At 41.4% G+C, this 13,721-nt stretch carries 14 protein-coding genes and 1 riboswitch; of the genes, 13 read left to right on the forward strand and 1 reads right to left on the reverse strand.

Going from position 1 to position 13,721, the window contains the following annotated elements; all coding sequences use genetic code 11:
- Positions 1-15: 15 nt before the first annotated feature.
- The gene (locus KH400_RS11205; RefSeq protein WP_217224673.1) at positions 16-531 is read right to left on the reverse strand and encodes a MogA/MoaB family molybdenum cofactor biosynthesis protein; all 516 of its coding nucleotides are present in this window, start codon (positions 529-531) and stop codon (positions 16-18) included.
- Positions 532-671: 140 nt separating this feature from the next.
- A riboswitch (cobalamin riboswitch) is annotated at positions 672-856 on the forward strand.
- Positions 857-1,023: 167 nt separating this feature from the next.
- Here KH400_RS11205 and KH400_RS11210 point away from each other — a divergent pair.
- The 13 genes from KH400_RS11210 to KH400_RS11270 all read left to right on the forward strand — a co-directional run bounded on the left by KH400_RS11210 (position 1,024) and on the right by KH400_RS11270 (position 13,602).
- Positions 1,024-2,028 carry an ABC transporter substrate-binding protein gene (locus KH400_RS11210; protein ID WP_217224674.1) on the forward strand — a complete coding sequence of 335 codons (1,005 nt, stop codon included), beginning with the start codon at positions 1,024-1,026 and terminating at the stop codon, positions 2,026-2,028.
- On the forward strand, positions 1,991-3,043 hold the full coding sequence (locus KH400_RS11215) for a FecCD family ABC transporter permease (RefSeq protein ID WP_217224675.1): 1,053 nt from the start codon (positions 1,991-1,993) through the stop codon (positions 3,041-3,043). The genes KH400_RS11210 and KH400_RS11215 overlap by 38 nt, the downstream gene beginning before the upstream one ends.
- Positions 3,044-3,065: 22 nt before the next feature.
- The gene (locus KH400_RS11220; RefSeq protein WP_217224676.1) at positions 3,066-4,538 is read left to right on the forward strand and encodes a heme ABC transporter ATP-binding protein; all 1,473 of its coding nucleotides are present in this window, start codon (positions 3,066-3,068) and stop codon (positions 4,536-4,538) included.
- Positions 4,535-5,491, forward strand: coding sequence for an adenosylcobinamide-phosphate synthase CbiB (gene cbiB / locus KH400_RS11225; RefSeq protein WP_217224677.1), 957 nt, complete (start codon positions 4,535-4,537; stop codon positions 5,489-5,491). Before KH400_RS11220 ends, cbiB begins: the two co-directional genes overlap by 4 nt.
- Complete coding sequence (gene cobD / locus KH400_RS11230; protein ID WP_217224678.1) at positions 5,478-6,554, forward strand: threonine-phosphate decarboxylase CobD; 1,077 nt, start codon at positions 5,478-5,480, stop codon at positions 6,552-6,554. Before cbiB ends, cobD begins: the two co-directional genes overlap by 14 nt.
- Entirely contained in the window at positions 6,551-7,129 is a 579-nt protein-coding gene (locus KH400_RS11235; protein WP_217224680.1) for a bifunctional adenosylcobinamide kinase/adenosylcobinamide-phosphate guanylyltransferase, read from the forward strand. Before cobD ends, KH400_RS11235 begins: the two co-directional genes overlap by 4 nt.
- The gene (locus KH400_RS11240; protein WP_217224682.1) at positions 7,126-8,631 is read left to right on the forward strand and encodes a cobyric acid synthase; all 1,506 of its coding nucleotides are present in this window, start codon (positions 7,126-7,128) and stop codon (positions 8,629-8,631) included. Before KH400_RS11235 ends, KH400_RS11240 begins: the two co-directional genes overlap by 4 nt.
- Positions 8,631-9,449 carry an adenosylcobinamide-GDP ribazoletransferase gene (gene cobS / locus KH400_RS11245; protein ID WP_217224684.1) on the forward strand — a complete coding sequence of 273 codons (819 nt, stop codon included), beginning with the start codon at positions 8,631-8,633 and terminating at the stop codon, positions 9,447-9,449. Before KH400_RS11240 ends, cobS begins: the two co-directional genes overlap by 1 nt.
- Positions 9,407-10,015: a histidine phosphatase family protein gene (locus KH400_RS11250; protein WP_246589530.1), complete on the forward strand. Its 609-nt coding sequence runs from the start codon at positions 9,407-9,409 to the stop codon at positions 10,013-10,015. Before cobS ends, KH400_RS11250 begins: the two co-directional genes overlap by 43 nt.
- Positions 10,012-10,416, forward strand: coding sequence for a bifunctional adenosylcobinamide kinase/adenosylcobinamide-phosphate guanylyltransferase (locus KH400_RS11255; RefSeq protein WP_217224688.1), 405 nt, complete (start codon positions 10,012-10,014; stop codon positions 10,414-10,416). The genes KH400_RS11250 and KH400_RS11255 overlap by 4 nt, the downstream gene beginning before the upstream one ends.
- 19 nt (positions 10,417-10,435) lie before the next feature.
- The gene (locus KH400_RS11260; RefSeq protein ID WP_217224689.1) at positions 10,436-11,011 is read left to right on the forward strand and encodes a cob(I)yrinic acid a,c-diamide adenosyltransferase; all 576 of its coding nucleotides are present in this window, start codon (positions 10,436-10,438) and stop codon (positions 11,009-11,011) included.
- A gap of 465 nt (positions 11,012-11,476) precedes the next feature.
- Complete coding sequence (locus KH400_RS11265) at positions 11,477-12,427, forward strand: VanW family protein (RefSeq protein WP_217224690.1); 951 nt, start codon at positions 11,477-11,479, stop codon at positions 12,425-12,427.
- 170 nt (positions 12,428-12,597) lie between these two features.
- Positions 12,598-13,602 (forward strand): M23 family metallopeptidase, encoded by a 1,005-nt coding sequence (locus tag KH400_RS11270; RefSeq protein WP_217224691.1) that lies wholly within the window; start codon positions 12,598-12,600, stop codon positions 13,600-13,602.
- Positions 13,603-13,721: the final 119 nt, after the last annotated feature.

Consider the following 13,721-nt stretch of genomic DNA (forward strand, 5'->3'; position numbering starts at 1 on the left):
CGGCGTTAATGGATATTAACGCCGGTCTTTGTTTACTTCTCGTAGTACATGGGTAAGTTCAGGCAAGATTAATCGGTTCATAGCTAGGGACACAGCGCCACTCGAACCAGGCATTGAAAAAATGGCTGTATGTTTGCAGATGCCGGCAATTGCCCGACTTAAAATCGCTGCAGATCCAATATCTTCAGCGTAACTTAAATAACGAAACAGCTCACCAAATCCTGGAATCTCCTTATCTAATGAGTCACGAACCGCTTCATATGTCGTATCTCGAAAAGAAATTCCTGTGCCACCGTTTAAGAGCACAGCGTCAACATCATTCCGTTCAGAAGCCCTGTGTAGTAGCGATCGAATATCATCGTATTCATCCTTTACAATTTGATATTCACTTACTTCATTATTGCGATCTTCAAGCAATTTCATGATTAGTTTACCACTTTTATCGGTTTCTTTTGTTCGTGTGTCTGATACTGTAATGATCATACATTTCACTGAGCTTGCTGCTTGCTTTTTATGTTCCTCGACAGACATATTATCACTCCCTTTATAAGCGATTATTATTGCCCTCATTATACCAGATGGTTCGACAAAGGTGTCTACCGTTTCACAATTTTCTAGCAAACTACTGTTAAACAGTGACAAAAGAATGTATAATGAAACAATCAAAACAACTGAATTTATATATTTAAGGTCATTCAATATTCATGAATGTTAAAAGGGAAGTTGGTGAAAATCCAACACGGTCCCGCCACTGTAAGCGCCAGAACTGTTTACATGCCACTGTCCAACTTGGATGGGAAGGAGAATGGTTTGTTAATGCGTAAGTCAGGAGACCTGCCTTAAAGATGTGTGAATCCTTCGAGGAAAAGGTGAAACAGTTTATAGTGTTGATGGTTGTTCAACGATTATCAACCTAACTTTACTGTTTTAAGGTTCCCAAGGAGGGAGCCTTTTCTTTTTTTCATAGGTTGATACGTTCAGTTGAATGTTAGTCACCAAAGAATTGAAAAGGAGAGGAAACGTATGAAGAAATGGTATTTGCAATTGATTGTAGCAGTATTGGCTGCTGTCATGATGACAGCATGTGGAGATGGTCAAACGGATGATACCTCAGTAAATGAAGAACAACCTCAAGAACAGGCAGATCAATCAGAGGGAAGTGAAGAAGTGACTGGTGCTGAGTTCCCAGTAACAGTGACAGATGCACTTGATAATGAAGTAACATTTGAAGAAAAGCCCGAACGTATTGTTACGCTTATTCCAAGTAATACCGAAATTGCGTTTGCACTAGGGTTAGAAGACAATATTGTAGGTGTAACTGAATGGTGTAATTTTCCGGTAGAGGCACAAGAAAAAGAAGTCATCGGAGATATGAATTTTAATGTAGAAAAAGTGTTGGCCGTACAGCCTGACCTTGTATTAGGACATGCATCAAATGCGGACTCCTTAAGTGAAGGATTCAGACAGTTGGAAAACGCTGGGGTTGATGTTCTTATTGTCAATAATGCAAATTCAATTCAAGAAGTCTATGAATCGATAGAAATGATCAGCCAGGCAACTGGGACAATGACAGAAGCTGATCAGATCATCACTGAGATGCAAGAAACGATTGAAAATATCCAAGAAACAGCAGCTGCTAATGTCAGGGATGAAGACCGAGTGAAGGTATGGGTCGAAGTAGCTCCAGCACCTGAGATTTTTACAACAGGCAAAGGGACATTTATGCATGAAATGCTAGAGATTATTCAAGCTACAAATGCCGCTGAGGAAAGTGAAGGGTGGACCCAATATACTGAGGAGGAAGCTGTATCATTAAACCCAGATGTAATCATTACGACGTATGGGTTTTATATCGATAATCCGAAAGAACAGATCATGAGTAGACCTGCATGGAGTGACGTCGAAGCAGTTAAAACTGAGCGTGTGTATGATGTTGATTCGGATCAAGTTACTCGTTCGGGTCCACGTCTTGCAAAAGGGGTCGAGGAACTTGCAAAGCTCATCTATCCAGAAGTTTTTTCACAATAATATATTAGTAGCGTACCTAGTTGCCATTTTATTTTTATGTTTTTCAATTTTTGTAGGGATATCGATTGGAACGTTATCGATTCCCTTTTCCACCATTTTGACGATTTTTGGATCTGAAGTTTTACAATTACCGATTCAAACGGCAGTGGAGCCGATGCTTACAAACATTGTCATCGACATACGTGCACCGCGTGTATTGCTAGCTTTATTTGTAGGTGCCTCATTAGCGGTAGCTGGCGCTGCTTTTCAAGGTTTTTTGAAAAATCCACTAGCGGATCCCTATACGTTAGGTGTGTCATCGGGTGCGGCTGTAGGGGCTGTATTCGTATTTTTTTTAGGAATATCTCTTCCTATATTAGGTGCATTCACGTTACCTGTTGTTAGTATTGTTTCAGGCTTTGTGACATTATTTCTTGTGATTTTCTTTGCGCGCTTAGTGCAAAGATCCATGTCAGCTGAGACGATTATTCTAGCAGGTATTATCTTTAGTTCATTTCTAGGGTCATTGATCTCATTAATGGTCGCAATGACAGGAGAAGAGTTGCGGCAAATTATTAGTTGGCTCATGGGAAGTGTGGCCATGAGGGGATGGAATTACGTTTACCTCATTATTCCATTCTTTCTTTTAGGGACGTTGCTTTTACTAGCCAATAGCCGTGAATTAAATGCATTAGCATTTGGTGAAGAAACAGCAAAGCACCTTGGTGTCAATGTTCAAGTACGAAAAATGATGATTTTATTAGGGGCCTCGTTATTAACCGGCTCAGCAGTAGCTGTATCCGGGACGATCGGCTTTGTTGGCTTAGTGATCCCTCATTTAACTAGATTACTTTGGGGTAGTGACCATCGTCACCTCTTACCTCTGTCGATGCTCGTTGGTGGCGGATTTTTAATCCTAACAGACCTCGCCGCTCGGACCATTCTTTCACCGACAGAATTACCGATTGGTGTGATTACAGCTTTAATTGGGGGGCCTGTCTTTGCCATGATCCTTGTACGGCAGCGTCGAAAATAAAGAGTTACGGAGTGAAGACTTAATGCTACAAGTAAAAAACGTTTCAGGTGGTTATGGAAGTGATCAGGTGATAAAGGATGTTTCTTTTTCGGTAAAAGAAGGGGAAATTTTTGGTATTCTTGGTCCTAATGGAAGCGGGAAAACAACCTTGTTGAAAATGATTAGTGGCTCCTTACCGATTCAATCAGGTGAAATTTTATATGATCATACACCTTTACAAGCATTTACTTCCAAAGAATTAGCCCGCAACATTGCCGTATTACCGCAAAATTCGGATACCTCATTTACATATTCAGTTAAGGATATTGTTGCTCTAGGAAGGTATCCGCATCAAAAGGGAATTTTTCATTTTAAAAGCGATGAAGATGAACAAGTGATAGAAGAAGCGATGTCTCAAACGGGTGTATACGGCTTTAAAGATAAACCCTTGCAATCCCTCAGTGGAGGGGAACGACAACGAGTATTACTTGCTCGAGCGCTTGCACAAGAACCTCGGGTACTGTTGCTTGATGAACCAACGAACCATCTTGATATCTCTTACCAGATGAGTTTGCTCGATACGTTGAAACAGTGGTCAAAACGTGACGAGTTAACCGTTGTTGCGATTTTGCATGATTTAAATATGGCAAGCATGTATTGTGATCGATTGCTTCTGTTACAGGATGGGCAAATGGAGCACCTTGAACGCCCGACACATGTGATGAATGAGAAACAACTAGAGCGAGTCTATGAGACACCGATTTGTCGCAAAGAACATCCTTCAGTACCGAGCCCATTGATTACGTTGTTGCCAAATGAACAAAGGCAAACTGAACGCTCGCTCATTAGCCGATTTGTTATCGAGCAATCGGATGAGATGATTAAAATTGAGAGCCCGGTCTATTTAAAGACATTATCGTCTGCGGTTATCGGTGCAGGTTTTAGCTGGGATCATATATTTATAAACCGCCATGTACGAAAAGATTATGATGCTGATGATGCGAAAGAAGAGTTTATTGATTATTTGAGTAAACATAACATTGATCATGCCGATACTGTCGCAATGATGACCGCAGCCATTCTAGAAGATGCCTCGTTTGAACAAGCTGATGGAGAGGATTTTTCGATGATGGTCATGGTTACTGCCGGCGTTGGTAATGCTGTGGATGCATCAAAAGCCTATTTGCAGGAGTGCAAAGCTCCTGTAGGGACAATTAATATTTGGGTATTTATTGAAGGAGAATTAACAGATGCGGCTTACGTTCAGGCGATGATGACAGCAACCGAAGCGAAGACAAAAGCCTTGCTTGATGAAGAAGTTATTGATCCGTATACAAACACAATAGCGACTGGGACATCGACAGATAGCTTGTTAATTGCAGCAACGCAAACTGGAGTGCCTCTCCCTTATGCAGGAACGATTACGCCTCTTGGCAAGTTACTGGCAAAAACAGTTTATGAAGCAACGGTCAAGGCCGTGCAACGAAATAAGGTGCGCAGAGGTGTAGGCGAATGAGTGTGCATTTAATAGCCTTAACGCTAGCTGTGATCATTGATCGATTAATTGGTGACCCTCGCTGGTTGCCGCATCCAGTTATCTTCATGGGGAAGTTGATTTCATCACTTGAGAAAAGGTGGAACCACGGCACCTATCGTCACTTCAAGGGGAGTGTTATGGTAACTGTTGTTATTGTGGTTGTCCTTGTGGTCGCTATTGCTGTGACATGGTCCGCCTATCAACTACATCTTTTTGCCGGCATCTTTGTAGAAGCCTTTCTCATTTCAACAACGATTGCTCAACAGGGGTTAAAACAAGCAGCAGAAGAAGTAGCCACTCCATTAAAGCAAAATCAACTTTCCGAAGCACGTGTGAAGCTCTCCTATATTGTTGGTCGTGATACCGATTCGTTAGGAGAGGGCGAGATCGTTCGGGGCACGGTTGAAACCGTAGCAGAAAATACGAGTGACGGAATTACCGCACCCTTATTCTTTGCACTTATCGGTGGTGCACCACTAGCACTTTTATACCGAGCGGTTAATACATGTGATTCAATGGTTGGCTATAAAAATGAGCGTTATGATGAGTTTGGAAAGTCATCAGCAAGGCTTGATGACCTTCTCAATTATATTCCTAGTCGAATCACGGGGCTGCTAATGCTTATTAGTAATAAAGCGAGCGTTCACCAAAGCAAGAAACGGTGTTTTCAAATATTGTTTCGTGATGCCAAAAGACACCCCAGCCCAAATAGTGGTTGGGGGGAAGCGGCTACAGCTGCATTGTTAGCGATTCAACTTGGAGGAAGGAATACGTACCAAGGGATCATCTCAAACCGGGCAGAAATGGGAGATGACATTGTAAGGCTTGAACGAAAGCATATAAATGAAGCGGTTATCATCATGAATCGAACAGTATTATCATTCGTTATTTTTCTATGGATCCTAGGAGGTGTTTATTTTGTTTTTACCTAACCATGGGGCGAATCCGAAACAATTTGTCCAAGCCCTCGGTTTACAATCGAACGAAGATGCACTTGATTTTAGCGTTAATACAAACCCACTTGGATTTCCTGGGGCCATTAAAAAAAACTGGTTGTCATACTTACATTTAATTGAAGAGTACCCAGATCCACATGGCTACGACTTAAAAGCAACCATTGCTCGCAAGGAGCAGATTAGTATAAACCAAATATTACTAGGGAACGGAGCAGCTGAACTCATCTATTTACTCGCCCAAACCTTTCGCGGTCAGCGTGTCATGATCGTTGAACCAAGCTTTTCGGAATATCGAGATGCGGCGATGGCTCAGCATTGTCGTCTATCATACTTTCAATTAACGGCCGAAGCTGGTTGGAAACTATCAGTTAGTGAATTGAGTAAAGAGTTTGCTAGTGTTGACGTTGTGTTTATTTGTCACCCGAATAATCCAACTGGGGTGGTATACGATGATCATGCTTGGGCGGAATTACTAAGTCATGCCGAAAGGTTGAACACAACAGTCGTTGTTGACGAGGCGTTCTATGATTTCTGTTCAGCGCCTATTTCAGTCTTACAGCACGTACATCAATTTAAGAACTTGGTCGTTTTACGTTCATTAACAAAAATGTATAGTATTCCTGGTATTCGATTAGGTTATTTAGCAGCTAATGAACAATTGGTTAAACGACTAGCGAAGCTTCAACACCCATGGAATATCAATGGATTGGCTCAAGTCATCGGTAAGGTTTGCCTCGAAAGCGCTAGTCATGTGGAGGAAACAGTGTCATTTGTGAGCGCGGAGCGGAACCGTTTGTTGTCAAGGTGCGGTGAGCTTGGTTTTGAAACATCACCTTCACAAGTTAATTTCTTTTTGTTAAAGGAACCGAATCTAGAAGATGCAATGCCTCTAATTACATATTTAATCGAGCGGGAAATCATTCCAAGACACACCTATAACTTCCGCGGTTTAGATGGTGCTTACGTACGTTTAGCAGTCAAAGGCGAGGAAGCGAATAACAAGCTTTTACATGCACTCGAGAGTTGGAAGCAACGATGATGATTTTTGTTACTGGAGGCGTACGAAGCGGGAAGAGTCATTTTGCAGAGCAGTTGGTACAAAAGTGTGCAAAGTCAAACTCAACACTCCATTACATAGCGACGAGCATTTGTGTAGATCAAGAAATGGAAGAGCGAGTTCAACGCCACCAAGACGAGCGTATGAAACAAACACAGCGGTGGTTAACGTCTGAAGCCTCGCGTCATATCGAATCATGCTTTTCAAAAATAGACGAAAAAGATGTTGTTTTGCTTGATTGTTTAACGAATTTAGTCAGTAATGAGTTGTTTTATGGTTGGCAGGAGGGAGACGAGAAGTGGAAGGATGAGGATTACCGTAACCGTCTTTTCGAACGTCTTGCTATGACTCTAACGATATTAAAAAAGAAAGCAAATACGACGGTTATCGTCTCAAATGAATTATTTCAGGGCGAACTTCCGACCGATCCAGGGACGCTTTACTATCTCCATTTTTTAGGGAATCTTCATCAGTTCGTTGTGCATTTATCAGACACAGCGATGCTTGTTGAAGCTGGGATTCCAATAATCAAAAAGCAAGGCGGGATGAAGGTATGAAAGGAATTATGTTACAGGGTACGGCCTCAGATGTTGGCAAGAGTGTCCTGTGTACCGCGTTATGTCGAATTTTTCAGAGGCGCAATTTGAAAGTGGCGCCGTTCAAGTCACAAAACATGTCTAACAATTCTTATGTTACCCGTGATGGCAAAGAAATTGGACGGGCACAAGGGGTACAAGCTGAAGCAGCGAAAATTGAAGCGTCTGTTTTTATGAACCCCATTTTATTAAAACCGCGAAGCGATTGTGATTCGGAGGTTATACGTTTTGGAACTTCGTTTGAAACCTTATCAGGAAAAAATTATCGTGAGCAATTCTATCAAAAAGGGATCGAAATAATTGTTGAATCATTACAAGAATTAGAAAGCGATTATGATTACCTTGTCATTGAAGGCGCGGGCAGTCCTGTTGAAGTGAATCTGAACGACCGTGAAATTGTCAACATGAAGGTCGCTGAACTTGCTGATGTTCCTGTCGTCTTAGTTGCTGATATTGATCGAGGCGGTGTTTTTGCAAGTATTGTGGGTACACTTGCATTACTCAGCGAGGAAGAAAAGAGTCGTGTCGTTGGTATTATCGTGAACAAGTTTCGAGGAGATTTGTCTTTATTTGAAAGTGGGATCGACTGGATTGAAGAATATACAGGGAAAAAAGTGATTGGTGTTGTGCCACATCTTCAAGACATGACGATTGAAGGGGAGGATTCTTTATCACTAACAACCCAATTTCAGTCAAAAAAGCGTTCTGGAGAGATAGACATCGCGGTTATCGAGTTACCGTATATTTCAAATTATACCGACCTTGAGCCGTTCCGGTTTGAAGAAGATGTATCGATTCGGTTTGTGCGAGATCAGACAGAGTTCGGTCAGCCAGATGCTGTCATCATACCCGGTACGAAAAGTACGTTCCATGATTTAAAAGTTATCAAAGAACGTCAGCTTCATCGTAAATTAAAGGAGTACGCGCAAGATAGTGGGACCATTGTAGGGTTGTGTGGTGGCTATCAGATGCTCGGTGATGAATTAATTGATAAAGCAGGTAGTGATACAGGCATTGTTGGCAATAAACAGCAAGGCTTAGGAATTGCCCCACTAGTTACCTATTTTCATAACCAAAAGAAAACGATTCGCTCAAAAGGAATTTTAGTAGATAAAGAGAACAAAGCATCAACGGTAATTGAAGGATATGAAATTCACCTTGGTGAAACCGTACGCAAAAACAACGAAGTCTCACCTTTATTACTTGTTAATGACGAGGCTGAAGGTGTGAATATCGATCAAGGTAGAATCATTGGTACCTATTTTCATTCATTATTCCATAATGATGAGTGGCGGACGGATTGGTTAAATAAGATCCGTGAGCAAAAAGGAATGGAAAAGCAAGCGGTTAACTATTTACATGATGAAAAGGATGCCTCGTTTGAACGACTGGCAAAACAAACCGAAAAAGTTTTAGATATTGATTACTTACTTGAAATGATTGACAACTGGGGTAGCCGCTAATGATCACTGTCAGAAAGAAAAAGAAAGAGATGGTTTGGTTAGATGGTTTAACGTTGGCCTTTCAGTTTTTAACAATTATCCCGATTAAAAAGAACGTGCCGTGGGACGCGAGACGGGCAAGGGCGTCTGTATTGAACTTTCCTTTCATTGGTGCTGTGCTAGGCATATTACTATCTATGCAAGCTTTTCTATTACTTGAATATACAGCTTTTTCAACTGTGGTGATTGCTGCTTGGCTCCTCTGTTTTTCGATTGTATTTTCGGGTGGTCTTCATCTTGATGGTTGGATGGATGTGAGTGATGCAATTTTCTCCTACCGTGATCAAGAACGAAAGCTTGACATCATGAAAGATTCAAGGGTAGGTGCATTTGGGGTTTTATCGTTGCTGTTTTTATTAGGTTGGCGTTATGTTTTTATTCTTGAGCTCTTAAACCTTTCAACGTTTTCGTTTCTCTACTTTTTTATTATACCAGTGCTTACACGTTGTATGATGGGGCTGTCATTAATTTATGGCCGACCTGCCCGTAAAGAGGGGATGGCGCATGCGTTTAAACAGCACTTGTCGCAACGGCTTGGTACTGTTTATTTTGGATACTTAGTCATGTTATTTTTTGTTATTGTCACTGTCTACTCCAACTATTACATGGATATGTTAGTGATGATTTGTTCTGCACTGTTATTTTTGGTAGGGTTTACGATTCTCGTATTTCGCCAATTTGGTGGTGTGACTGGAGATACAGTTGGAGCGACTGTTGAAGGAGGGGAAACGTGGTTATGGATGACCGTGTGGCTATTACATTACTCCGTCATGGGTTGACAAAAGCGAATGAAGAAAAGCGTTATCTTGGTTGGTCGGATGTCGGCTTGAGCGAAAAAGGTAGAAAACAATTACAAACGTATGCGACGAGTGATTATCCAACTGGAGACCTGTATTTGAGCAGTGATTTATTACGTTGTGTACAAACACTTGAAGTGTTATATCCACACAGGCCATATGATGTAGAAAAAAACTTACGGGAATGTCACTTCGGTAACTGGGAATTAAAGACTTATCATGAGTTGAAGCATCAACAGGAGTACCGTAATTGGCTCACCAATCCAAGTGACCATGCTCCAATAAATGGAGAGGGCATGCAACAATTTAACCAACGAGTGACAATTGCATGGCAAAAGGTTATCTCATATTTTGAAGCAGAACATATTCGGCACTTGATCATTGTTACCCATGGAGGTGTGATCAGAGCACTATTATCAGATTACGCACCCGTAAAAAAGGAATTTTGGGAGTGGGAAATCGGACACGGAAAAGGATACACATTGATTGGCGATCGACAGCAAGTAAGGGGGAATCAGCGTTGCACTTTATTACAGGAGGTGCCATGAATGGGAAGCGTAAATGGGTTTGCAACTACTATGATATTGACCATGGTAACGGTGTTTTCTGGTATAATAGCTACACAAGAAAGAATTTTGAATTTTTATACTCTTGCGATTGCCCAATCGTTGTCATAGAAGGATTAGAAGTGTTGATCCAATCGTTGTTGCATTATGATGATGCGCGACACCGATTTAATGAACAATTAGAGCAGTGGTTACATTGGGAAACGCAAGAATCAGAGCATCAATTGATTTTGATTGGTACTGAAATTAGTAAAGGGGTTGTACCTATGGAGGCAGCAAACCGTAGGTGGCGAGACCTTACAGGTTGGTGTTATCAAGATGTGACAAGGCGAGCTGAGCGTGTGGACCTTATTTGGTATGGATTACCTCAGCAATTGAAATAATCTAAAGGAGGATGATGAGATGAAGTTATATACGAGAACTGGAGATGAAGGGAAAACAAGTGTGATCGGAGGACGATTAACGAAAGATGATATTCGAGTGGTTGCTTATGGGACGACTGACGAGGTCAATTGTTTTGTCGGTCAAGCTGCTACACAGTTAGACCCCAAGCTATTTGCTGATATCCTTGAGGAATTAGAGAAGATCCAACACGAGTTGTTTGATTGTGGTGGTGACTTGGCAATGGTTTCTGACAAGTACCCATATAAAGCGACCGAAGAGAGTATCGAATTTTTAGAAAAGCGAATTGATGAATATATTAAAGAAGCACCTGAGTTAGAACGATTTATCTTACCAGGGGGTGCACCGGCAGCTGCAACGCTCCATATTTGTCGCACCGTTACACGTCGTGCTGAACGTTATGTCTCACAATTGCACCGTGAAGATACGACGAACCCCGTGGTTCTAAAATATTTAAACCGCCTTTCTGATTATTTTTTTGCAGTAGCTAGAGTGGTTAACTTTCGTTCGGGTGTAAAAGATGTTGAATATGAACGCAGTGCTAATGTATTTAAAGATGGAAAAAAGGAAGACTAATCATTGTGTGGATGAAGCGGAAAGTATCAACCTGATGCTTTTCGCTTTTTTTAATGGTCAAGGGGCGGAGTGCGCGAACGAGGAAGAATACTCAGGTAAGAACGCTTACTCGCACCGCCTTAGGATTAAGTATTAGGGTGAATTCACCGAAGTAGAAGAAGCTTGTTCGAGGGAGGGTCAGGGGCGAAGTGCGCGAACGAGGAAGAATACTTATGTAAGAGCGCTTACTCGCACCGCCTTAGGATTAAGTATTAGGGTGAATTCACTGAAGTAGAAGAAGCTTGTTCGAGGGAGGGTCAAGGGGCGGAGTGTGCGAACAGGGAAGGATATCAAGGGAGGTTAGCTTACTCGTACCTGTAGTATGTATTAGCCTCACTATTAAAAGTTTAAAAATAAAAGTAGGACATACATTTATGTAAATTTTTTACATAGTTTATTTATGGGAGGCCGTATAAGGGGGGAGCTATGAAGAGGAGGTTATTTGTTTTTACTGTTTTATTCTTATTGTTAGGTTGTGAGACTGAACCGGAGGAGGCGCGGACGTCAACGCTGCATTCCTCTTTCGCACATCAGGAGATGATGTTTAAAAAACCAGTCGTATGGAAGATAACACTCATTGATGGACGAGAGGAGGAAGGGGTTAAAACGATTACACTGAACGATTTTGGGTACAATGTGAATCGTTCAGAGCTAAACGAGCATGAACTTGAATCTCTTGCCCGGAGCTTAGCTGTCCAGATTGATCAGCCTATGGTTAATCCTACGATTGATGAAGAGGGTGAGCTAGTCCCTGGAAAAAATGAAATTATATTAAAGGAGGATGAACTTGTTGGTGCCTTGTTAGAACTGCCATATGAGCAAAAACAGATCGAGCTTCCTATTTATGAGACAGAGCCAACGGTTGCAGTGGAGGATCTAGATGCGATAAAAGACGTGTCATTAGGGAGTTTTACTACATATTTTAACCCTAATGTCCAAGGAAGATCATTAAATATTGCAGAGTCTTCAGCGGCGATTCAACATTATGTATTAGGTCCAGATGATGTATTCTCCTTTAATTCAGTTGTAGGAGAAAGGACCATCAAAAGAGGTTATCATGAAGCAAAAGAAATTGTGAATCAGGAATTTGTCATGGGGGTTGGGGGAGGAATTTGTCAAACCTCATCGACATTGTTTAATGCAATTGACAAAGCAGGATTAGAGGTCGTCGAGCGCTACACACATTCTCGAGAGATAGGTTATGTGTCCCCAGGTAGAGATGCAACCGTATCTTGGGGAGGGCCAGATTTCAAATTTAAGAATCCGTACGACTTCCCGGTGCTCATTGCTACGGATGTATCATTAACGAGTGGTGAAATTAGCGTTGATGTGTATGCGTCTCAACAAAAATATGATTTATTTGTCAAAAGTGAATAGTTCGTTGATAGAGTAGCGAAGAGAAAGACTCTCGCTGCTTTTTCCTTTCACTTAAGGAGAATTTTTTCGCACGATTAAATGTTTGTTGAAAGAAGTAGTTATAAAAATTGAGCGGCCTTCATAGGATAACAATGTAAAAAAAGTTAGTGTACAAGTACAAGGAGGATATCATGGTCATTGACTATTTTAAGCGATTTTTAATTGCGGTTATTATTGCAATATGTATCGGGATCTTGTTTATAAGTGGGACAGCCACTTATGCAGAACATTCGAATGAGGTCGATAATCACACGATTTTCGAAGATAGGATGTGGCCAATCGAAGGTGAAATGACAGATACATATGGTACAAGGGGCGGAAACCATCATGGGATTGATATTGCCGCCCCTGAAGGTACGCCCATTTATAGTGTTGAGGATGGAACGGTAACAAAATCATATTATTCTGATACATATGGTAATGTAGTGTTTATTGAGCATCCAAGTGGCTATGAAACCGTCTATGCCCATATGCAAGAACGACAAGTGAATGAAGGTGAAGTCGTGGGGGTAGGTGAGAAAATTGGTACAGTTGGAAATACAGGGCGATCATCAGGAAGCCACTTACACTTCGAGGTACATAATGGAAATTGGGACGTAGACAAGACAAATTCAATTGATCCTTTATTAGTGTTAGCTGACCGAGTCGAGCAACCAGATTCACTTGTGGCATCCGTTGAGGAACACACTGATATGGAAAAAGAGGACGAGCCATCGTTTGCAGAGATTGAGCAATCAATCGTCGTGATGAAAGTAGCTGAGGATATGTTCCTCGATCCAATAAAACGAATAGAAGCGCAAAAGGGACTATTAACGACGCGTACTGACAGTTCAGATGAAAAGATAGAGTTAGATGTTGAGACAGGCGATACATTATGGGAAATCGCTCATCAGCATAAAGTATCCATAGACGAACTTAAGGAATGGAATAATCTTGATTCAGAAGTGATTGGTGTTGGCGATACGCTTACGATTTACTCTCATGAACGAAAACGTTATATTGTAAAACAGGGCGATACTTTATCGACAATTGCCAAGGATGTTGGTGTTTCTGTTGATGAATTGAGAGAACTAAATGACTTAAAACATGATCAAATTTTTCCCGGTGATACGTTAGATGTTGAACGAATGAAATAAAAAGCAGGAAACAGCGTGATCTCAATTGAGATCACGCTGTTCGGAGTGCGCGAATAATGAAGAGTAATCAAAGAAGAGCACTTACTCGCACCGCCTTAGATTAGAGTATGAGAGTAGAA

The organism is Desertibacillus haloalkaliphilus, assembly GCF_019039105.1.
Taxonomy (GTDB): Bacteria; Bacillota; Bacilli; order Bacillales; family KJ1-10-99; genus Desertibacillus; species Desertibacillus haloalkaliphilus.

Coding starts and splice junctions, on each gene's coding strand:
- KH400_RS11205 (WP_217224673.1), bottom strand. CDS start 531: ATGTCTGTCGAGGAACATAAAAAGCAAGCAGCAAGCTCAGTGAAATGT.
- KH400_RS11210 (WP_217224674.1), top strand. CDS start 1,024: ATGAAGAAATGGTATTTGCAATTGATTGTAGCAGTATTGGCTGCTGTC.
- KH400_RS11220 (WP_217224676.1), top strand. CDS start 3,066: ATGCTACAAGTAAAAAACGTTTCAGGTGGTTATGGAAGTGATCAGGTG.
- cbiB (WP_217224677.1), top strand. CDS start 4,535: ATGAGTGTGCATTTAATAGCCTTAACGCTAGCTGTGATCATTGATCGA.
- KH400_RS11235 (WP_217224680.1), top strand. CDS start 6,551: ATGATGATTTTTGTTACTGGAGGCGTACGAAGCGGGAAGAGTCATTTT.
- KH400_RS11240 (WP_217224682.1), top strand. CDS start 7,126: ATGAAAGGAATTATGTTACAGGGTACGGCCTCAGATGTTGGCAAGAGT.
- cobS (WP_217224684.1), top strand. CDS start 8,631: ATGATCACTGTCAGAAAGAAAAAGAAAGAGATGGTTTGGTTAGATGGT.
- KH400_RS11250 (WP_246589530.1), top strand. CDS start 9,407: ATGGATGACCGTGTGGCTATTACATTACTCCGTCATGGGTTGACAAAA.
- KH400_RS11255 (WP_217224688.1), top strand. CDS start 10,012: ATGAATGGGAAGCGTAAATGGGTTTGCAACTACTATGATATTGACCAT.
- KH400_RS11260 (WP_217224689.1), top strand. CDS start 10,436: ATGAAGTTATATACGAGAACTGGAGATGAAGGGAAAACAAGTGTGATC.
- KH400_RS11265 (WP_217224690.1), top strand. CDS start 11,477: ATGAAGAGGAGGTTATTTGTTTTTACTGTTTTATTCTTATTGTTAGGT.
- KH400_RS11270 (WP_217224691.1), top strand. CDS start 12,598: ATGGTCATTGACTATTTTAAGCGATTTTTAATTGCGGTTATTATTGCA.